Source organism: Nocardia sp. NPDC060259, assembly GCF_042728775.1.
In the GTDB taxonomy this organism is placed as follows: Bacteria; Actinomycetota; Actinomycetes; order Mycobacteriales; family Mycobacteriaceae; genus Nocardia.
This window is the reverse complement of the sequence record NZ_JBHXAY010000067.1, coordinates 20,218-39,902: the sequence shown is the minus strand read 5'-3', so window position 1 is coordinate 39,902 and position 19,685 is coordinate 20,218. Positions and strand designations below refer to the sequence as shown.

General features: G+C 68.1%; 17 protein-coding genes and 1 pseudogene. 15 read left to right on the top strand and 3 right to left on the bottom strand.

All coding sequences use genetic code 11. The annotated features are described in order from the left end of the window. From ACFWF2_RS22610 to ACFWF2_RS22600, 3 genes and pseudogenes are all read left to right on the top strand, one after another. Positions 1-586, top strand: a 586-nt coding sequence (locus ACFWF2_RS22610) for an oxygenase MpaB family protein (RefSeq protein ID WP_379309420.1), incomplete at its 5' end; no start/stop codon positions are given. 94 nt (positions 587-680) lie between these two features. Next, a pseudogene (locus ACFWF2_RS22605) lies at positions 681-1,091 on the top strand (MBL fold metallo-hydrolase); the annotation flags it as partial. A gap of 105 nt (positions 1,092-1,196) precedes the next feature. Continuing rightward, positions 1,197-1,769 (top strand): hypothetical protein, encoded by a 573-nt coding sequence (locus ACFWF2_RS22600; RefSeq protein ID WP_379309422.1) that lies wholly within the window; start codon positions 1,197-1,199, stop codon positions 1,767-1,769. Between the two features lie 121 nt (positions 1,770-1,890). On the opposite strand, the gene ACFWF2_RS22595 is transcribed toward ACFWF2_RS22600, so the two are convergent. Then, on the bottom strand, positions 1,891-2,505 hold the full coding sequence (locus ACFWF2_RS22595; RefSeq protein ID WP_379309419.1) for a TetR/AcrR family transcriptional regulator: 615 nt from the start codon (positions 2,503-2,505) through the stop codon (positions 1,891-1,893). Between the two features lie 97 nt (positions 2,506-2,602). Between ACFWF2_RS22595 and ACFWF2_RS22590 the strand changes: the two genes are divergently transcribed. The 8 genes from ACFWF2_RS22590 to ACFWF2_RS22555 all read left to right on the top strand — a co-directional run bounded on the left by ACFWF2_RS22590 (position 2,603) and on the right by ACFWF2_RS22555 (position 12,446). Further along, the gene (locus ACFWF2_RS22590; protein ID WP_379309418.1) at positions 2,603-3,496 is read left to right on the top strand and encodes a metal-dependent hydrolase; all 894 of its coding nucleotides are present in this window, start codon (positions 2,603-2,605) and stop codon (positions 3,494-3,496) included. A gap of 8 nt (positions 3,497-3,504) precedes the next feature. Next, positions 3,505-4,566 (top strand): PDR/VanB family oxidoreductase, encoded by a 1,062-nt coding sequence (locus tag ACFWF2_RS22585; RefSeq protein WP_379309417.1) that lies wholly within the window; start codon positions 3,505-3,507, stop codon positions 4,564-4,566. A gap of 27 nt (positions 4,567-4,593) precedes the next feature. Beyond that, positions 4,594-6,075 carry an aldehyde dehydrogenase family protein gene (locus tag ACFWF2_RS22580; protein WP_379309416.1) on the top strand — a complete coding sequence of 494 codons (1,482 nt, stop codon included), beginning with the start codon at positions 4,594-4,596 and terminating at the stop codon, positions 6,073-6,075. 2 nt (positions 6,076-6,077) lie between these two features. Next, complete coding sequence (locus tag ACFWF2_RS22575) at positions 6,078-7,529, top strand: flavin-containing monooxygenase (RefSeq protein ID WP_379309415.1); 1,452 nt, start codon at positions 6,078-6,080, stop codon at positions 7,527-7,529. Beyond that, positions 7,529-8,410 (top strand): short-chain dehydrogenase/reductase, encoded by an 882-nt coding sequence (locus tag ACFWF2_RS22570; RefSeq protein WP_379309414.1) that lies wholly within the window; start codon positions 7,529-7,531, stop codon positions 8,408-8,410. The genes ACFWF2_RS22575 and ACFWF2_RS22570 overlap by 1 nt, the downstream gene beginning before the upstream one ends. Further along, the gene (locus tag ACFWF2_RS22565) at positions 8,407-9,339 is read left to right on the top strand and encodes an alpha/beta hydrolase (RefSeq protein WP_379309413.1); all 933 of its coding nucleotides are present in this window, start codon (positions 8,407-8,409) and stop codon (positions 9,337-9,339) included. The genes ACFWF2_RS22570 and ACFWF2_RS22565 overlap by 4 nt, the downstream gene beginning before the upstream one ends. Before the next feature lie 19 nt (positions 9,340-9,358). Then, on the top strand, positions 9,359-11,158 hold the full coding sequence (gene fadD11 / locus ACFWF2_RS22560; RefSeq protein ID WP_379309412.1) for a fatty acid--CoA ligase FadD11: 1,800 nt from the start codon (positions 9,359-9,361) through the stop codon (positions 11,156-11,158). A 280-nt stretch (positions 11,159-11,438) separates the two neighbouring features. Further along, complete coding sequence (locus ACFWF2_RS22555; protein ID WP_379309411.1) at positions 11,439-12,446, top strand: mechanosensitive ion channel family protein; 1,008 nt, start codon at positions 11,439-11,441, stop codon at positions 12,444-12,446. On the opposite strand, the gene ACFWF2_RS22550 is transcribed toward ACFWF2_RS22555, so the two are convergent. Together ACFWF2_RS22550 and ACFWF2_RS22545 are read right to left on the bottom strand one after the other, a co-directional pair. After that, the gene (locus ACFWF2_RS22550) at positions 12,447-14,333 is read right to left on the bottom strand and encodes a serine/threonine-protein kinase (protein WP_379309410.1); all 1,887 of its coding nucleotides are present in this window, start codon (positions 14,331-14,333) and stop codon (positions 12,447-12,449) included. 116 nt (positions 14,334-14,449) lie between these two features. After that, on the bottom strand, positions 14,450-14,917 hold the full coding sequence (locus ACFWF2_RS22545) for an SRPBCC family protein (RefSeq protein WP_379309409.1): 468 nt from the start codon (positions 14,915-14,917) through the stop codon (positions 14,450-14,452). Positions 14,918-15,171: 254 nt separating this feature from the next. Here ACFWF2_RS22545 and ACFWF2_RS22540 point away from each other — a divergent pair, with 254 nt between their 5' ends. The 4 genes from ACFWF2_RS22540 to ACFWF2_RS22525 are packed head-to-tail and all read left to right on the top strand — an operon-like array spanning position 15,172 to position 19,621. Then, positions 15,172-15,675, top strand: coding sequence for a 2Fe-2S iron-sulfur cluster-binding protein (locus ACFWF2_RS22540; protein ID WP_379309408.1), 504 nt, complete (start codon positions 15,172-15,174; stop codon positions 15,673-15,675). Beyond that, entirely contained in the window at positions 15,672-16,664 is a 993-nt protein-coding gene (locus ACFWF2_RS22535; RefSeq protein WP_379309407.1) for an FAD binding domain-containing protein, read from the top strand. The genes ACFWF2_RS22540 and ACFWF2_RS22535 overlap by 4 nt, the downstream gene beginning before the upstream one ends. Continuing rightward, the gene (locus tag ACFWF2_RS22530; protein WP_379309406.1) at positions 16,661-18,748 is read left to right on the top strand and encodes a xanthine dehydrogenase family protein molybdopterin-binding subunit; all 2,088 of its coding nucleotides are present in this window, start codon (positions 16,661-16,663) and stop codon (positions 18,746-18,748) included. Before ACFWF2_RS22535 ends, ACFWF2_RS22530 begins: the two co-directional genes overlap by 4 nt. Before the next feature lie 54 nt (positions 18,749-18,802). Then, positions 18,803-19,621, top strand: a complete 819-nt coding sequence (locus ACFWF2_RS22525) for a cyclase family protein (RefSeq protein ID WP_379309405.1) — start codon at positions 18,803-18,805, stop codon at positions 19,619-19,621. Positions 19,622-19,685: the final 64 nt, after the last annotated feature.

The following is a 19,685-nucleotide window of genomic DNA, read 5'->3' as shown; positions in this document are numbered from 1 at the left end:
GCCCATCAACCAGACCGACATGGCGGCCACCCTGGTCGGCGCCTTCATCGCACCGGCGATCGGCGGGATGGGGCTGGGCCTGCTGCTCACCCCCGCCGAAACCGACGCGATCGCGCACCTGGTCCGCTATGTCGGCTGGCTGCTCGGCGTCGAGGAGCAGTGGCTGCCGCACTCCTTCCGTGACGGCGTGCGCGTGCTGGTGCACACGCTGTCCGCCCTGGCCGACCCCGACGAGTCGACCCGCCAACTCGCGGTGCCGATGTCACGAGACCCGTTGTCCTGGAACTACGACCGGCTGCCCACGATCCGCCGACGCCTGGCCTACGCCCAGCATCTGTCGGTGACGGGGACTTTCCTCGGCCGTCACGCGATGCGTGCGCTCGGGCTGCCGACGGTGATCGTGCCGTGGTATCCGGCGCTACGCATCCCCACCAATGTCGTGCGCTCGGCCACCCGCCTGCTTCCCGGCGGCCTCGACCGCGCGGCGACTCGCGGTGCGCGGGAACAGGATCGGTTCATGCGCACGCTGGTCAGTGCGGAACCGACCGTCGGCGCGGCCGCCGCGCGACTCACCCACGCGGCCTAGGTCACTTCAGGGATCGACCCGGCGCGATTCCCGCCAGGCGCATCCCGTCGGGAACGATCGGGGTGCGGGGCGTGGCCGGGTAATATCTCCGTTCATGCCTTCCGGACTCACCAGGCGCACCCTCCTCGGGGGCGCGATCGGCGCCGGAATCGCCGTTGCAGCCGGGCGTGGGATGTCGGCGGCTGATGCCGGTGAGCGCATGATCGCCGCACGTACTCGGTTCTTCGGTGCCGATAACGTCGATCCAGCCACCGGTGCTGTCCGCCGCGACCGAGTCGTGTTGTCCTGGTTCGGATGTACCAGCTTCGCGGCCGCGCTGGGCGGAACTGTCGTCTTGCTCGACGCCTGGGTCCCGCGCGGAGTGCATTCCGGCTACGTGCCCACGACGGTCGCGGAGGTCGGTGATCTTCGGCCGGCGGCGATCTTCCTCGGACACGGCCATTTCGATCATGCCGGAGACGCGGGTTTCCTGGCCCAGGCGGCCGATGCCGTGCTGTTCGGTACTGCCGAGCACTGCGCGCAGGCGCGCGGCCACGTCACGTCCCCGACGTTCGGCAGTGCCGAACTCGGTCATGCCGGGTCGGCGGTAGGGGAGGTGTATCGGCACACCGTGGGCGCGGTCGAGGTGGTCGCGGTCAGGCATGCGCACTCTGGCCCGAAGCCTCCCGATCGCAGCGAGCAGGGCTCGGCGCCGTTCTTTCCCGTCCCCGACCTGCAGGACGCGATCGCGAATCCGCCTGACCTGTGCGACATCGTGGACCTGGGATCGAAGTTGGGCGATCAGGAGGGCGGTGTCCTGTTCTACCAGTTCCGGGTCGGGGGCTTCGTGTTGACCTGGCACGACTCCACCGGACCGTTGGCCGAAGCCGCGCCGCACGTCTATGACGTGTTCCGTGGTCTGCCCGCTTCAGATGTACAGGTGGGCGCGATTCAGGGTTTCAATCAGCCGGTCAACGGATTGCGTGATGTCCGCCAGTACGTCGAGGCGGTCAGGCCGAAGGTCTTCGTCCCCAGCCATCACGACAATTGGCTGCCCGGATTCACGGCCCGTGGAGCAACCTACGCGGAGACCTTGCGCACTGAACTGGATCGCATTCCCACGGGCAGTCGCCCCGAACTCCGGTTCCTGTCCGATCCGCACGACTACATTCGCCCGGACCGGCTCACCTTCACGGTGGGATGACAGCGGCGATTCTCGGCTCCGCCCGGCAGATACTCCTTCCCAGCCCGAGTTCGACGCCGCCACGGGCTGGATTCGGTTGAAATTGCGGGCCTGTACGGCCCGGCCATGTCCACGCGGCGGGTCAGCGGGTGATGACCGGCACGAGGTAGGCGCGCGCGAAAGCGGCCAGTTCTTCGTCGGTGTGGAGCGGGAGCAGGCCGGACGGCGCCAGGATCATCGAGTGCACGATGCGGCACAGGACTTCGGCGCGGGCCAGGAGGTCCGGTGGCTCGGCCAGCATTCCGGCGGCGATCGCTTCGCGGAGCATGGACTCGGTGGTCAGGATCGACGTCGCGATGGTCGGTGCGCTGTCGGTGGTGAGGTGCGGCATCACACGGTCGGGTTCGAGCACCAGCAGGCGCTGAACGAGCGGGTGCGCGCGCCACCGGCCGACGACGGTCACGAGGATGTCCGCGACGAGGTCGTCGAGGTTGTCGTGCTTGCCGGGCAGGCTCTGCAGGTCGGTCAGTACCCGGGCGACTTCGCGGGCGAACACGGCGGTGACCACGTCGTCGCGGGAACCGACCCGGCGATACACGGTGGCCCGGTCGACGCCGGCCTGGCGGGCGATGTCCTCGATCGTCGTCTTCTTGACGCCCACCTGCTCGAACTGGATCAGTGCCGCATCGAGGATGCGCGCCGCCGCGGAATCGTCGGTTTCCGGTGTGTTCGTCGAGGTGACAGGCGGGGCGATCATGCAGACCACGGTATCAACCGCCGGGTTGGTGCAACAGATCCACACAATTTGTCGCTGCAACATTGCAATCATTTGTGTTGCATCGTACGGTTGAGGCATGGCTCACTCCGCTGACGCAACGAGGCGTCATCACCGCGAGGAAGCGCACGCGATCCACGCACGCGACGTGCACTTCGATTTCGGTGATGTGCCGATGCACTACATCCCCGGCGAGGTCTTCGCGACCCACGTCATCAATGTCATGCACCTGGTGCTGCCGGAAGGCGAACGGGCGATGGCCCAAGCGCTCGCCGAGGCGCTGCCCTACATCGACGACCAGCGACTCCGGGAGGAGGTGCAGGGGTTCGTCGGTCAGGAGACGATGCACGCCGGCAGCCACGCCGGCGCGCGCGATCACCTGCAGGCCATCGGCCTCGATGTCGATTCGATGGTCAAGACCTTCGCCTGGTTCGTCGATCGCATCCTCGGTGACCACGGCCTGACCGGCCGGGCGAAGGAGGAATGGCTCAAGGAACGCCTGGCGCTGTTCGCCGGGATGGAGCACTACACCGCGGTCATCGGCGAATGGTTGCTGGAGAACGACAAGTTCGAGGACCTGGGCATGGATCCGACCATGCTGGATCTGATCCGCTGGCACGGCGCCGAGGAAGTCGAACACCGCAGTGTGGTCTACGACGCGTACATGTATGTCGACGGCGGCTACGTGCGTAAAGCGCGCACGGCGGTGGCCGCCAGTGCGGCGCTGCTGGCGACCTTCCTCGTGTCGTCGGCCTACCTCTATGCCAAAGACCCTGCCCCGCGGAAGGGTCCGTTCTGGCCGGTGCAGCTCGCTCGGGCTACCGCCCGTGGCATCGTGCCGAACTTCGGCTTGTTCCTCAGCGAGATCCCCCGGTACCTGCGGCCGGGCTTCCACCCGTCGCAGTTGGGGCCGATGGATCGCGCGTTGCGCTATCTCGCGCATTCGCCCGCGGCACGTGCGGCCGAGCAGTGACGGCGGCGATGGTGGAGCAGTACACCCCACCGGCCGCCCTGCGCGCGCTGGGTGCCGTCGCCGACGGCTACCGGCATCTGTTCGTGGAGGGTCGCGCGGCGGCTTTGATATCGCGGCCGAACCCGGTGCGGCACAGTGATTTCGAGATTCCGCTGACGATCACCCGGATCGATCCGGTCGCTGTGGATGTTGTCTGTCTGACGCTGACATCGCCGACCCGTGCGCTCCTGCCGCCGTGGCGGCCCGGCTCGCACCTCGACATCGTGCTGCCCTCCGGTAGACAGCGCCAGTACTCGCTGTGCGGCGATCCCGGGGACCGTCACCGCTACCGGATCGCGGTGCGCCGCATCGCCGACGGCGAGGGCGGATCGATCGAAGTCCACGACCAGCTGGCAGTGGGCGACACGATGCGGATTCGCGGACCGCGCAACGCGTTCGACTTCATCGCCGCACCGTCGTACCTGTTCGTCGCGGCGGGGATCGGGATCACGCCGATCCTGCCCATGGTCCAGGCGGCAGTCCGCGCGCGGGCGCGTTGGCAGTTGATCTACCTGGGCCGCTCGCGGGAGACCATGCCGTTCCTCGGCGAACTGGTCAGCCTCGGCGGCAGCGGGGTAGACATTCGCCCGGACGACGAGTTCGGTACCCCTGATGTGGGTGCGCTGGTCGGCCGCGCCGAGCCGGGTGCGGCGATCTATGTCTGCGGTCCGCCGCCGGTGCTCGACGCCGCGCAACGCCATGCCTTCGCCGTCAATCCGACGGGTTCGCTGCACACCGAGCGTTTCTCGGCGCTGCCGGTGGTCGACGGCAGGGAATTCGATGTGACACTGGCCCGTTCGGGCACCACCGTCCGGGTTGGCGCGGACGAAACCGCGCTGGCCGCCATCGCGCGGGTGAAACCCGACGCCGTGTACTCGTGCCGACAGGGCTTCTGCGGCACCTGCAAGGTCGGGGTCCTGTCCGGCGCGGTGGATCACCGCGACCGCAAGCTCATCGACGCCGAGCGCGGCAGTCACATGCTGACCTGCGTTTCGCGCGCAGCGGGCGAATCCCTCGTACTCGATCTCTGAGTAGGGCACGAACGAGAAAGGTCGTCCATGGGACGAACAACACTTCCGTCGACGTTCGACGTCATCTCGCCGGCGACCGGCGCCGTGGTCGGGAGCTATCCGATCTTCTCCCCGGCCGAGGTCGAGGCGACCGTGACCGACGCGCGCCGGGCAGCGGACTGGTGGGCGGGGCTGGGATTCGCCGAGCGGGCCCGGCGGCTGGATGCCTGGCGGAGCGAGATCACCGGTGGGCGAGCCGAACTCGCCCGGATCATGCATCAAGAGATGGGCAAGCCGCTCTCGGACGCCCGGCTCGAGATCGCCATGGCGCTCGAACATCTGGCCTGGGCGGCCGGCAACGCCCGGCAGGTACTCGGCCCACGTTCGGTCCGGCCCGGCCTGCTCGCCGTGAACCAGGAATGCACGCTGGAGTACCGCCCGTTCGGGGTGGTCGGCGTGATCGGACCGTGGAACTACCCGGTGTTCACACCGCTGGGTTCGGTGTCGTTCGCCCTCGCCGCGGGCAACGCGGTGGTGTTCAAACCGAGCGAATTCACGCCGGGCGTCGGATTGTGGCTGGCGGAGCGGTTCGCCGAGGTCGTTCCGGAACAGCCGGTGTTCCAGGTGGTCACGGGTATGGGGGAGACCGGTGCCGCGCTGTGCCGGTCCGGTGTCGGCAAGATCGGCTTCACCGGGTCGACCGCCACCGGTAAGCGGGTCATGGCCGCGTGCGCGGAGACCCTGACACCGGTGCTGATGGAGCTCGGCGGCAAAGACGCGTTGATCGTCGATGCCGACGCGGACCTGGACGCTGCCGCCGATGCCGCGGTGTGGGGCGGGATGTCGAACGCGGGCCAGACCTGCCTCGGCGTCGAACGGGTGTATGTGCACACCGACGTCTACGACGAGTTCCTGACGAAACTCGTTGCTTGCGCGCAGGATCTGCGCGCGGGTACCGGTGCGGCGAAGATCGGGCCGATCACCATGCCCAAGCAGATCGCGATCATCCGTCACCACATCGAGGACGCGCTCTCGCGCGGCGCGCGGGCGCTGCTGGGGGGCGCCGACGCGATCGAGGGGCAGTACGTTCAGCCGACCATTCTGGTCGATGTTCCCGAGGACGCCGCGGCCGTCACCGAGGAGACCTTCGGCCCGACCCTCACCGTGGCGCGGGTCCGGGACATGGACGAGGCGATCGAGCGGGTGAACGCCGGGTCCTATGGGCTGGGCAGCACCGTCTTCTCGCGTCACAACGGCAGGCGGATCGCCGACCGGATCCGCGCGGGCGGCACGTCCATCAATGCCTATGTCGCCCATGCCACCATCACGAGCCTGCCGCTGGGCGGGGTCGGTGACTCCGGCTTCGGCCGCGTGCACGGGGCGGACGGACTCAAGGAATTCACCTACGCCAAGGCGACCACGCGGCAGCGCTTCTCGTTGCCGTTGGCGCTGACCACGTTCACTCGCAGCAAGACCACCGACACCGTCGTGGATCGCCTGGTCACCCAGCTGCACGGAAGGAACAGGTAACCATGACCGAACACCGTCACATCGTCGTGATCGGTGCCGGATTCGGCGGCATCGGACTCGCGATCAAACTGCGCGAGGCCGGATTCGACGATCTCGTCATTCTCGAACGTGCCGCGGATCTGGGCGGGACCTGGCAGGCCAACACGTACCCGGGGTGCGCGTGTGATGTGCCGTCGCAGCTCTACAGCTACTCGTTCGCGCCCAATCCCGACTGGTCACGGACCTACGGCAAGCAGTCGGAGATCCTGGCCTATATCCGTTCGGTGGCAACGACATTCGATGTCGTCCAGCACATCCGGCTGAGGACGGAACTGCGCGAGGCCCGCTGGGACGAGCGACGCTCGCTGTGGCACATCGAGACCTCGCGGGGTGCGCTCACCGCGGACTACCTGATCTCGGCGGCCGGAGTCTTCGCCGAGGCGAAGTACCCGTCGCTGCCCGGCCTGGACACCTTCGCGGGCAAGACATTCCACTCCCTGCACTGGGACCACGAGCACGACCTCACCGGTGAACGGGTGGCGGTGATCGGCACCGGTGCCTCGGCGGTGCAGTTCGTGCCGGAGATCCAGCCGAAGGTGGCCGCGCTCACCGTCTTCCAGCGTTCCGCGCCGTGGATCATCCCGCGCATGGATCGGCCGACCCTGGGTGCGGAGCGCTTCGTGCTGCGCAAGCTTCCCCTGGCGGGCAAGGCTGTGCGCGGCGCGTGGTACGCGGCGATCGAAGGCTTCGGGCTGGTCGGGTTCGTCGACAACCGCTTCCGGCACCCGTACGAGCTGCTCGGCCGTTGGCAGCTGCGCCGCCAGGTGCGCGATCCGGAGCTGCGTAAGACGCTGACGCCGGACTACATGATCGGCTGCAAGCGGGCGATCTTCTCCGACGCCTACCTGCCCGCCCTCGACCAGGACAACGTCGACGTGGTGACCGACGGCATCGCCGAGGTGCGCCCGCATTCCGTCGTCACCCGAGCTGGAGCCGAGATCCCGGTCGACACGATCATCTACGGCACCGGGTTCGACCCGGCGCCATCGGTCTACGACCGGATCGTCGGCAGCGCGGCGTCCGTGGGCGACCTCATGCGCAAGCACCGCCGGACCTACCTGGGGACCGCGGTGGCCGGGTTCCCCAACTTCTTCCTCACCCTGGGGCCGTTCGGCGCGGCGGGCAACCAGTCGGCGGTCTTCATGATCGAATCCCAGGTCGCCTACATCGTCGACGCGCTGAAGACCCTGCGCGACAAGGGATCTCACCGGGTGGAGGTCCGGCAGCAGACCCAGGACGAGTTCATCGAGGAGATGCATCGGCGCAGCGCGTCCACCGTGTGGCTCACCGGTGGCTGCGACAGCTACTACACGACGCCGGACGGGCACAACGCCGGTCTCTATCCGAACTGGAGTTTCGAGTACCGCAAGCGCACCAGTGCCTTCGACGCCGAGTCCTATGAGGTGAGTGCCTGATGGACTTCACCGCGCTCAATCCTGTCGGCCTGTTCGCCCGGCGGTCCTACGACGTCGGCGACAAGGTGGCACTGATCACCGGCGCTGGGCAGGGGATCGGCCGCGAGCTGGCCGGGATCCTCTACTCCCGTGGCGCTTTCGTCGTCGTTGTCGACGTCGACGAGATTGCCGCGGAGGCGGCCGCCGCGGGTCTCGGGTCACGTGCGCTGGCGATCGCGGCCGACGTCCGGGACCGCGCGGCGATGGTGGCCGCCACCGAGCTCGCCGTGGACACCTTCGGTCATCTCGACGTCGTGGTCGCCAATGCCGGGGTCACGCCGAAACCCGCGACGGTGCGCACGATGGACCCGCGCGATTTCGACCGGGTGATGGCGATCAACCTCGAAGGTTGTTTCAACACCGTGCATCCGGCCCTGGACCACATCGTCGCGGCGCGTGGTCACGTGGTGGTCGTGTCGTCGTGCGCGTCGTTCGCACCGGGTATGGCCGGGTCGCCGTACATGATGAGCAAGGCCGCCGTCGAGCAGTTCGGGCGTGCGCTGCGCGTGGAACTCGCCGCAGCGGGCGCGAGCGCGGGCGTGGCCTACTTCGGCGTCGTCGAGACCGAGATGACGCACGCCATGCTCGATCAGGACGACCTCGGCCGGGAACTGGACCAGATGCTGCCCTGGCCGCTGAATGTCCGGATCACCGCCGCGCAGGCCGCGACCGTGATCGCCGACGGCATCGGGCGGCGCGCGGCCCGGACCATCGCACCCAGCGGGTGGGAGCCGTACGCGCTGCTGCGGGGCGCGGTCAATGTTGTCCTTGACGCGCAGCTCGCGGGCAGTGCGAAGGTCAAGGACCTGCTCGAGCGGGTCGAGCAACGGACCATCGGGTGACGCCGGGCGCGCGGGGTTCGCTGCGGACCAGGGCCGCTCGGCTGGTGGCGGAGCGGACGGTGCGGCCGTTGGCGGCCGCGATCCCGGTCACCACCGCGACGCTGCCGATGGCCCGCTTGGCGATCGACATCGCGATGCGGGCCGTCGGGCCGAGCCTGGCCGGGACCGCGGTGGATCGGGTCGACGACGGCGCGGTCCACGGTGAGTTCGTCACCGGGCCGAAAGCCATGCGTGCCGACACGGTGATCCTGTACGTGCACGGTGGCGGGTTCGTTGCCGGGTCGGTCGCGGCGTATCGCGGTGTGGCATCGCGGCTTTCGACGGCGACCCGCACCCGGGTGTTCGTCGTCGGCTATCGCCTGGCGCCGGAACATCCGAGCCCGTGCGCCCAGCTGGATGTGGCGCGCGCGTATCGGTGGCTGCTGCGGCGCGGGTACTCGCCGGACCGGATCGTGGTCGCCGGCGATTCGGCCGGTGGATTCCTCGCCGCCGACCTCGTTTTCGCCAACGCCCGCATGCGGATTCCCGGACCGGGTGGGCTGGTGCTGTTCTCGCCGATGGCCGACCTCGGGTTGCGGATCGCGCACACCGGGGATCGAAACCGCGACGGGGTGATCTCCTACACGCTGTCGGCCAAAGCGGTCGCCCACTTCACGAGCGAACACCTCGAACTGCGGCCGGAGCGCGGCATGGAGTTGCCGCCCACCCTGATCCAGACCGGTAGCACGGAGTATTTCGCCGCCGACGCGATCGAACTGGCGGACCGCCTGCGCCAGGCGGGCGCGGAGTGCGAACTGCAGGTGTGGCCGGACCAGATGCACGTATTCCAGGTGATGCCCGCCCTCGTGCCCGAGGCACGGTTCGCCTTCGGCGCAGCCGGCCGATTCATCACTTCTCTCCTCGACACCGAAGCCGCCACCGCGGTCTGAACACGGAAGACACCACACTATGTCGACACCCCGCTTCGAAACCCTCTGTGCCGCATTCCAGTACAACGCCACCATCGATCCCGACGCGGTCGCGTTGCGCACTCCGGGTGACGGGCAAACCCTGACCTGGCGCGAATACGCCGCCGGCGTGCGCGACGCCGCGGCCGGTCTCGCGGCACTCGGCGTGCGGCGCGGCGACACCGTCGCGTTGATGATGAGCAACCGCGTCGAGTTCTACCCACTCGAGGTGGGTGCTCAGCACGTAGGCGCGACGTCGTTCTCCGTCTACAACACACTCTCCGCCGAGCAGCTAGCCCATGTGCTGGGCAATGCTGGTGCGCGCGTGGTGATCTGCGAGGCGCAGTATGTGCAGCGGCTGCGTGACAGCGGAGTCCCGCTGGATCACATCGTCTGCATCGACGACGCCGTCGATGCGACCGTGCCGGTGGCGGAGATGATCGCCGGTGGCGCACCCGATTTCGACTTCGACGCCGCCTGGCGTGCGGTCGGACCTGGCGATGTGGCGACCCTGATCTACACCTCGGGCACCACCGGAAACCCCAAGGGCGTCGAGACGACCCATGCGAACCTGATGTTCCAGGCCTACGGCCTCGGCGATGTGCTCGGCTTCGAATTCGGCGATTCGATCACCTCGTTCATGCCGAGCGCGCACATCGCCGACCGGCTCACCGCGCTCTACCTCCAGGAAGTGTTCGGCACGCAGGTCACCGCGGTGCCGGATCCGAAGCTGATCGCCGCCGCGCTGGCGGACCTGCGGCCGACCATCTGGGGCGCGGTGCCACGGGTATGGGAGAAGCTGAAGGCCGCCATCGAATTCGTCGTCGCGAACGAACCCGACGAGACGCGCAGGCAGGGCATGCGGTGGGCGTTGTCGGTCGGCGCCAAGCGCAGTGAATACCAGCTGGCCGGGCAGCCGATCCCCGGCGAGGTTGCCGCCGAATGGGCCAGGGCCGACGAACTGGTGCTGTCGAAGCTGCGGGCCAAGCTCGGTTTCGACCGCCTGCGCTTCGCGCTGTCGGGCGCCGCGCCGATCCCGCCACAGACACTCGGCTTCTTCGCCGGGCTCGGTGTGCCGATCTCCGAGATCTGGGGCATGTCGGAACTGTCGTGCATCTGCAGCGTCAGCCACCCGAGCGACACCCGCCTCGGCACGGTCGGGCGGCTGCTGGCCGGCATGGAGTCGCGGATCGCCGAGGACGGTGAACTGCTGGTCAAGGGCCCGCTGGTGATGAAGGGCTACCGCGGCGAGCCGGACAAGACCGCCGAAGCCGTCGACGCGGAGGGCTGGTTGAGCACCGGCGACGTGGTGACCGTCGACGACGACGGCTACCTGCGGGTGGTCGACCGCAAGAAGGAACTCATCATCAACGCGGCGGGCAAGAACATGTCGCCGACAACGATCGAACACGCCATCAAGGCAGCGACCCCACTGATCGGCGCCATGGCCACGATCGGCGACGCCCTGCCCTACAACACCGCTCTGATCGTGCTCGACGCCGAAAGCGCCGAACCGTACGCGGCCCAGCACAATCTGCCCGACGCCTCGGCCGCGGCGCTGGCCTCGAACCCCGAGGTGCTCGAGCAGATCGCGGCGGGCATCGCCGCGGGCAACGCGAAACTCTCGCGAGTCGAACAGGTCAAGCGCTTCCGGATCCTCCCGGCGTTCTGGGAAGCCGGTGGCGACGAGGTCACACTGACCATGAAGCTCAAGCGAAAGGCGATCGCCGAGAAGTACGCGGCCGAGATCGCCGAACTGTACGCCGAGGACCCGGCCGACCACGTCCACGAACCGGCCTGATCGACGCTGTCCTGACACATCGAGAGCGGGCCACGTTCGGTGGCCCGCTCTCGCGTCACCAGACCGGCCCTGACTCGCCAGGAGATCGGGCAACGGGATCTTCATGTGGGCCTCGCGGGCAGGTGGGTAAGCGCCCGGCAGCGACACACTGACCGAGTGGGTGTGTGGGACAAGCGAGTGCATCGGGCCGCGGTTGTCCGTCGTCGAAACATGCGGCGGCACAGCGGGTCCGGGGTGGCGACGAGAGGAGTTCGATCTCGTGGAGGAGATTCTTCGGCCGGTGACAGTCGTGTTCGCGACGATGGCGATCACGGTGTCGGCGGGTCTGCTGTTCGACAGGCTGCTGCGCTACAGCGCGCGGCGTCGGTCCGGTACCCAGCTGCCGCTGCTGCTGCGTCGTGTGCAACTGCCGCTTCAGGTGCTGCTCGGTGCGGTGGCACTGCACGCCACCTATCCGCTGGCGGAGCTGGAACTACGCCACGATGCCGTGATACGCAACATCCTTGCCTCGGCGGCGATCTTGGCGGCGGCGTGGTTGGTCGCGCGTGCCGCTGACGCGGTCGCCGAGAACCTTCTGCGCCGTTATGCCGAGCGCACCAGCGAGATTTCGCGGGTGCGGCAGTTGCGCACGCAGCTGGGACTCGTGCGTCGTGTCGTCACCTCTGTGCTGGTGGTGACGACCGCGGCGGCGGCCATCCTGCTGTTGTTCCCGAGTTTGCGCACGCTGGGAACCTCGCTGTTGGCCTCCGCGGGAGTGATCGGCATCATCGCGGGTGTCGCCGCGCAATCGACGCTGAGCAATCTCGTGGCGGGGTTGCAGATCGCTTTCGGCGATTCGGTGAAAATCGGCGACACCGTGGTGGTGGAGGGCGAATGGGGGACCGTGGAGGAAATCACCCTCGCCTTCTTGACGGTGCGGATCTGGGACGACCGCAGGCTGACCATGCCGGTGTCCTACTTCAACAGCAAGCCGTACGAGAACTGGTCGAGGGGCGGCCCGCAGGTCACCGGCACGGTGTTGCTGCACCTCGACCACAGCACACCGGTGCCGCTGCTGCGAGAGCACTTGCGCGACTTCCTGCGCGGCCGATCGGAGTGGGACGGGCGCAGCGCGAACCTTCTGGTCACCGACTGCACGCCGACCAACATCGTGGTGCGGGCGGCGATGTCGACGTCGAATGCCGACGACGCGTGGGATCTGCGGTGCGCGGTCCGCGAGGAACTCCTGGACTGGCTCGGCCGGCATCACCCGAGTGCCCTGCCGAAGATTCCCGCATCGATCGTCTAGCTAATCGCCGGCAGCGTGCGACTGGGTGGTCGAGGCGATGTTCGATGCGGTCGCTACGCGTTCGAGCGCCGCGAGATCCTCCTTGATGACGCCGAACAGCACATAGGCGAAGACGAAGCAGATGATGCCGCCGACGCACAGGATGCGGACCGCCCAGATAATGGAATCGATCGCGGTCCCGGGCAGGAACGTGATACCGGTGACGCCCAGCATCGGTACCGCGGCCGCCACGGTGAGATAGAAGCCGGTGCGCGCACCGAGCCGGCGCAAGTGTTCGACATCGGCGGCGTCGGACCGTCCATGCACCAGGAAGACGGGGTACAGGCACCGCACCACATACCAGGTGATCGCGAAGTTGGGATAGGCCACCGCGATCGCGCCGCACACGACCACCGACAGAATGAAATGGGCATAGGTGCCACCCGGAACCCCGCCGGCGATCAGATTCAGCAGCAACGGAAAGGTGATGCCGCCGAGAGCCCAGAAGGCAAAAGCTATCCCCGCCACCCGGTTGCCGAGGCGTAGCGCATCGATCCGTGCCCGGGTGAGCGTCTGCTCGGAGAATTTTCGTCCTATGTGCAAGCCGATGAGTACCAGAATGAGGCGGCGCGCGACGTAGAGAATCAAGACCGTGGCGACCGCGATGGCGAGTGGATACAGAATCGCGGCGACATAGTTGAACGAATACTGGGCCTCGGTCGTGAGCGTACTGACGATGAGGGTTTTGTTGTAGTAGTAGTTGTATCCGGCCGCCACGACATTCGGCACACCGATCGCGATCACCAGGATCGGTATCGGCCACAGTGGCCCGGTCGGCCGGTGGCTGCGCTGCGGCGGGTCGACCAGATCCCGGGCACGAGGGTCAAGGCACAGCTCGAATTGCTGAGCCAGCTCCGCACCATGAGCCCACCGATCCTCCCGTTTCGGCGACATACACGTCAGCAGCACTCGGCGCAGCGAGGCCGGGCAGTCGGCGGGGAGGTCGTCCAGGAACTCTTGCGCGATCGGCTGGCGGCGCAGCTCCAAGAGCTGTTCGACCGCCGCCTGCGAATCCTTCGCCTCGATCCGGGGAAAGGGTCGCCGCCCGGTCAGCAGTTCCCACAACATGACACCGAGGGCGTAGATGTCGCTGCGCGTATCCAGGTCGTCGACCGTGCCGGGCAGCGCCGGGTGGCTCGCCTCGAGGTGTTCGGGGGACATGTAGGCCAGGGATCCGCCGAAGTACGCCACCGGATTGCTGCCCGCGAGATGATCGCTGAAGCTGATGTTGAAATCGGCCAGCTTCGGCACACCGTCGGCGGAGAGCAGCACATTGGCCGGCTTGATGTCACGGTGCAGCACACCGCGATCCTCGGCATAGTCCACCGCCTCGGCGAGTCGACGTCCCAGCCAGGCCACCGTCTCCGGCCACGACAGGGCGGCGATCTCGTCACGCACCCGGGCGTCCGAGGTACGGATCTCGCCCTTGTCCGCCAGCGCCTCGTCGACGGCGTCGAGCAGTAGTTGTCCGCCGCGTTGTTCCGGAGCGGTCTCGCGGACCCGTTCCAGCACCGATGCCAGCGTTCCGCCCGGCAGGTACTGCATGTACAGCAGCCTCAGCGCGTGGTCGGGGAGCAGACGCTGGTCGTAGACCCGAACGATGTACTCGTGTTCCAACCGGGCGAGGGTCTGGGGCTCGGTGCCATGATCGGCGGAGATCTTCACCGCCACCAGTCGCTGCATGGAGCGTTGCCGCGCCAGGAACACCCTGGCGAACGCGCCGTGGCCCAGCTCGAGCAGCAAGTCGAAGTCGTCGATCCGGTCCCCGGGTTCGAGCTCCTCGCCGGCGACCGACGCGATCGAGCGCGGATCGACAGCAGCTGTGGCGTCCTCAGCCGGTTCGGTCATCGCACGTCACTCCGAGGCGAACTCCGAAGCATGATCAATGTTATCGCGGCGCACACCGGCACAGTGGTGGCGACCGGGGAGTCCGGTCGCCACCGTCTGTGCGTCGAGATCTGCGGTCAGAATCCCGCGTCGGGGCGCGGGATGTCGCCGCGCCAGGCGCCGGTTTCGAGGCCCTCGTTCTCGATGAAGTGCTTGAAGCGGGTCATGTCACCGTGCACGCGGTGCTTCAGCACGCCGAGCTTGTCGGCGGCGGTTTCGACGAACCCTTCCGGGTCGACCTCCATCTGCGCGGTGATCCGGGTGTGGGTGTCGTCGAGGCGGTGAAAGGTGATGACTCCGGCGTGCTCGGGTCCACTGTCGGATTTCCAGGCGACGCGCTCGTCCGGGTGCTGCTCGGTGATGGTGGCGTCGAACTCGCGCGTCGACGGGCCGACGTGGATGCGCCAGTGCGTGTGCCGGTCGTCGAGCTGACTGACCTGCTCGACTCCCTCCATGAACTGCGGAAATGTCTCGAACTGGGTCCACTGGTTGTAGGCCGTCCGGATCGGGACATCCACATCGACAGTTGCGGCTACCGTGCTCACTGGTACTCCTTCCCCAGCCCGACTGCGTCGCCGCTCCGGGCTGGATTCGGTTTCTCGTACAGTGCGGCCCATACCCGGCGCCGCACAGCGCAAACGAGAGTGCCTCGGCGGCGCACTGGTTCGCCGACCGCGCATTGGTAGCGTGGCGGACGGGCGTGTGAGCACAAGGATGGACAGAAACTGGTAGCGAGCCGAGAAGCTCAGCTGCGTTGGTCGATGCGGAATCGGTGTCCCCCCGGCGAGAGGCATCTTCGATGCGCGCGCAGATCAGTTTGACCGTCGACGGACAGGACCGGACGGTCACCGTCGACACCCGAGCCACACTGCTGGACGTCTTGCGTGAACAGCTGGGCGTGACGACCCCGAAGAAGGGGTGTGATCACGGGCAGTGCGGGTCGTGCACCGTCCTGCTGGACGGGCGCCGGGCCACCCTCTGCCTGGCATTGGCCGTGGCCAACGACGGCGCGACGATCGTCACCGCCGACGGGCTCGCCGACGGTGACGAGCTGCATCCGGTCCAGCAGGCGTTCCTCGCGCACGACGGCTTCCAGTGCGGGTACTGCACGCCGGGCCAGATCTGCTCGGCGGTCGGCATGCTCGACGAGATGAAGGCGGGCGCGCCGAGCCTGGTGACCGGGGACGCGACCGCCGAGATCGCACTGAGCGCCGAGGAGATCCGCGAGCGGATGAGCGGGAATCTGTGCCGCTGCGGTGCCTATCCGAACATCGTCGCGGCGATCCTGGAGGCCGGGCGATGAGGGAGTTCGCCTACGAGCGCGCCGACGACGCGGCGGGTGCGGTCGCCGCGGTTCTCGCCCAGCCCGATGCCGTATTCCTCGGCGCGGGAACCAATCTCGTCGATCATCTCAAGCTCGGGATCATCGCTCCCGGTCGGCTGGTCGATGTCAGCAGGCTGCCGTTCGACGAGGTGACCGAGCGTCCAGGAGGCGGCGTGCGCATCGGCGCGGCCGTGCGCAATGCGGATCTGGCCGCCCACCCGATCATCCGGGCGCGCTATCCGATGCTGTCGTCGGCACTGCTGGCCGGCGCGTCGGCGCAACTGCGCAACCTGGCTACCACCGGCGGCAACCTGCTGCAACGCACCCGGTGTCCCTACTTCCAGGATCCGACAACGCCGTGCAACAAACGGGAACCGGGCAGTGGTTGCTCGGCGATCGGCGGATTCGATCGGGAACATGCCATCCTCGGCGCGTCCAGCGACTGCATCGCCACCCATCCGTCGGACATGGCGGTGGCGCTGGCCGCGTTGGACGCGGTGGTGCGGGTGCTCGGCGCGAACGGCGAGCGTGAGATCCCCGTCGTCGACCTGCATCGGCTGCCCGGTGCCGAACCCGAGCGCGATACCGTGCTCGAACACGGCGACCTGATCACCGCTGTCGACGTGCCCGCGCTGGATTGGGCCACCAGGTCCACCTACCGCAAGGTGCGCGATCGCGCGTCCTTCGCGTTCGCGCTGGTGTCGGTGGCGGCGGCGCTCGATATCGCCGACGGTGTCGTGCGCGACGCGCGGATCGCGTTCGGCGGGGTCGCGCACAAGCCGTGGCGAGCCCGCGCCGCCGAGGACGCGCTGCGCGGCACCGCCGCCACCGAGCAGAACTTCGCCGCCGCCGCGGACGCCGAGCTCGCCGCCGCGCGACCACAGCGCCAGAACGCGTTCAAGATCCCGTTGGCGCGCAATGTCGTCGTCGCGACGCTGCGCGCACTGACCGAGCAGGAGGCGCGATGAGCTCCTCGATTCGTCCACGGGCGATGGGCACTTCGCCCACCCGGATCGACGGCCCGGCGAAGCTGCGCGGTCGCGCGCCCTACGCGATGGAACACCCACAGCGGGACCCGCTGCACGGTTACCCGATCCAGGCGACCATCATCCGTGGCCGGGTGCGGGAGATCGACACGAGCGCGGCCGAGCGGATCGACGGCGTCGTCGCCGTACTCACCCGGCACAATGCCGCGCGGTTGGCTTGCGACGACGACAAAGAACTGTTCATCCTGCAGAACGACGACGTGGCCTTCCGCGGTCAGCTGATCGGCGCGGTCGTCGCGACCAGCCCCGAGGTCGCCCGTGAAGCGGCGGCTCAGGTGCGGGTGACCTACGACGAGAGCCCCGCCGATGTCATCCTGAGCGCGGACCGGGACGACCTCTACGCGCCCGACGACGTCAGCGGAGGCTTCGCCACCGATACCGCCATCGGCGATGTGGACACCGCGCTCGACCTCGCACCGGTGACGATCGACCACACCTATACGACCTCGATGGTCCACAACAATGCGATGGAGCCACACGCCACCGTCGCGCAGTGGACCGACGACGCGTTGGTCCTGTTCGACTCCACCCAGGGCCCGCATGTCGTGCGGTCCACGATCGCGTCGTTGTTCGGGCTGGCGCCCGAGCAGGTCGAGGTCATCGCGCCCTACGTCGGCGGCGGCTTCGGGTCCAAGGGCGTACCGCACGCCCACATCGTGCTCGCGGTGATGGCGGCGAAACTGGCCGACGGCCGACCCGTGAAGCTGCCGTTGACCAGACAGCAGTTGTTCTCGCTCACCGGCTACCGCACGCCGACCATCCAGCGGGTCCGGCTGGGCGCGTATCGAGACGGCACCCTGATCGCGATCGCCCACGATGTGGTCGAACAGACCTCCACGGTCAAGGAATTCGCCGAGCAGTCGGCCGTCGCCTCCCGGATGATGTATTCGGCGACCAACCGTTCGACCTCCCATCGCTTCGCGGCATTGGACGTGCCCGTCACGTCGTGGATGCGTGCGCCGGGGCACTGCCCTGGCATGTTTGCCGCCGAGACGGCGATCGACGAGCTCGCGGTCGCCCTCGGGATGGACCCGATCGCGGTGCGCATCCACAACGAACCCGAGGTCGACCCGGAGTCGGGGCGGCCGTTCTCCAGTCGCGGGCTGGTCGAGTGCCTCCGTACGGGAGCCGAGCGTTTCGGCTGGGCAGATCGCGATCCGGCACCGAGGGCGCGGCGTGCGGGGCGATGGCTGGTCGGGTCCGGGGTTGCGGCGGCGACCTATCCGGCCGATGTGGCCGGAGGCAACAGTGCCCGGGTGCGGTGGACCGGCGATCGATACGAAGTCGCCATCGACGCCGTGGACATCGGTACCGGCACCTGGACGACCCTCGGTCAGATCGCCGCCGACGCCCTCGGTGTCGACCAGCGCCGGATCGATCTGCGCATCGGCGATTCCCGCCTGCCCGCCGGATCAGTCGCGGGTGGCTCGAGCGGCATGGCGTCCTGGGGCTCTGCCGTGGTGGCGGCGGCGAAGGCCTTCCGGGATCGATACGGGCCCGAACCCGCCGACGGTGCCGAGATCACCACGGCGGCTCCCAAAAACCCTGCGCGCGAAAACTATTCGACGCACGCGTTCGGCGCGCACTTCGTCGAGGTCCGGGTGGACATCGACACCGCCGAGATCCGGGTGCCGCGCGTGGTCAGCGTGTTCGCCGCGGGCCGCATCATCAATCCGCTGACGGCGCGTTCGCAATTCATCGGCGGCATCACCATGGGGGTGTCGATGGCGTTGCTCGAACAGAGCCAATTCGATGAGCGTTTCGGGCAGGTGGTCAACCATGACCTCGCCGGCTACCACCTGCCGACCAACGCCGATGTCGGCGACATCGACGTGAGCTGGATCGACGAACACGATCCCCACGTCAACCCCATGGGCTCCAAGGGAATCGGCGAGATCGGCATCGTCGGCTCGGCGGCGGCGGTGGGCAACGCGATCTACCACGCCACCGGTGTGCGCATCCGTGACCTGCCAATCCGTCTCGAAGACCTGCTCGGGGTGATGTGACACGGCGGCCCTGATCAGGAGCCGGACCAGGCTTGTTCGACTATCTTGAGTCCGATGTGCACGCCCGAGATCGTTCGTCTCGCCCACGACGGTGCGCCACGGCCCAGCCGGCGAGCCCTGCTCGGCCTCGCGGGTCTGACCGCGCTGGCCGTAGTAGCGCCCGCGCCTGCCGTCGCCGCGCCCCGCTCCGGTGGCGTCGTCGATCTCACGCACACGTTGACTCCCGAGCTGCCGGTCTGGCCGGGAAATCCGCCGATGGTCAAGATCCCGGTGGCCTGGCACGCGTCGGGTGGGTTCGGCCAGTTCGCGCTGGGGTACTGGGAGCACACCGGTACCCATGTCGACGCACCGGCACATCGGATACCCGGCGCCACCACGACGGACGACCTCGCGGTCGACGATCTCGTCGCGCCGCTCGTCGTCATCGACATCAGTGCCAGGGCCGCCGTCGACGCCGACGCGATGGTGACTGTGGCCGACATCGACAGGTGGCGCTCGCAGCACGGGGAAATCCCGGAGCGCGCCTTCGTCGCGATGTATTCCGGCTGGGAAGGCCGCATCGCCCGACCGTCGACGTTCCTCAATCTCGACGAGCGAGGGCGGCCGCACGCGCCGGGATTCTCCGCCGAAGCCGCGGACTACCTCGTCGCGCACTGCGGAATCGTCGGTGTCGGCGTCGATACGCTCAGCCTGGATTCCGGAGCCGACTCCGAATTCGGTGCGCACACAGCCATTCTCGGCGCCGGTCGCTACGGCGTGGAGATGCTCGCCAACCTCGCCGCGGTACCGGTGGCGGGTGCGACGGTCATCGTCGGCGCGCCGAAACACGCGGGCGGTACCGGCGGGCCGTGCCGGGTGCTCGCCCTCACCTGACCGGTGTCACCGATCGAAGCCGCGGAAAACACCGTCGAGCCGAACCCGAGAACACCCGAGTGAC

Excerpts from the sequence above, each read along its gene's own strand:
- ACFWF2_RS22595 (WP_379309419.1), bottom strand. The coding sequence starts at position 2,505 with ATGATCGCCCCGCCTGTCACCTCGACGAACACACCGGAAACCGACGAT.
- ACFWF2_RS22590 (WP_379309418.1), top strand. The coding sequence starts at position 2,603 with ATGGCTCACTCCGCTGACGCAACGAGGCGTCATCACCGCGAGGAAGCG.
- ACFWF2_RS22585 (WP_379309417.1), top strand. The coding sequence starts at position 3,505 with ATGGTGGAGCAGTACACCCCACCGGCCGCCCTGCGCGCGCTGGGTGCC.
- ACFWF2_RS22580 (WP_379309416.1), top strand. The coding sequence starts at position 4,594 with ATGGGACGAACAACACTTCCGTCGACGTTCGACGTCATCTCGCCGGCG.
- ACFWF2_RS22575 (WP_379309415.1), top strand. The coding sequence starts at position 6,078 with ATGACCGAACACCGTCACATCGTCGTGATCGGTGCCGGATTCGGCGGC.
- ACFWF2_RS22570 (WP_379309414.1), top strand. The coding sequence starts at position 7,529 with ATGGACTTCACCGCGCTCAATCCTGTCGGCCTGTTCGCCCGGCGGTCC.
- fadD11 (WP_379309412.1), top strand. The coding sequence starts at position 9,359 with ATGTCGACACCCCGCTTCGAAACCCTCTGTGCCGCATTCCAGTACAAC.
- ACFWF2_RS22550 (WP_379309410.1), bottom strand. The coding sequence starts at position 14,333 with ATGACCGAACCGGCTGAGGACGCCACAGCTGCTGTCGATCCGCGCTCG.
- ACFWF2_RS22540 (WP_379309408.1), top strand. The coding sequence starts at position 15,172 with ATGCGCGCGCAGATCAGTTTGACCGTCGACGGACAGGACCGGACGGTC.
- ACFWF2_RS22535 (WP_379309407.1), top strand. The coding sequence starts at position 15,672 with ATGAGGGAGTTCGCCTACGAGCGCGCCGACGACGCGGCGGGTGCGGTC.
- ACFWF2_RS22530 (WP_379309406.1), top strand. The coding sequence starts at position 16,661 with ATGAGCTCCTCGATTCGTCCACGGGCGATGGGCACTTCGCCCACCCGG.
- ACFWF2_RS22525 (WP_379309405.1), top strand. The coding sequence starts at position 18,803 with ATGTGCACGCCCGAGATCGTTCGTCTCGCCCACGACGGTGCGCCACGG.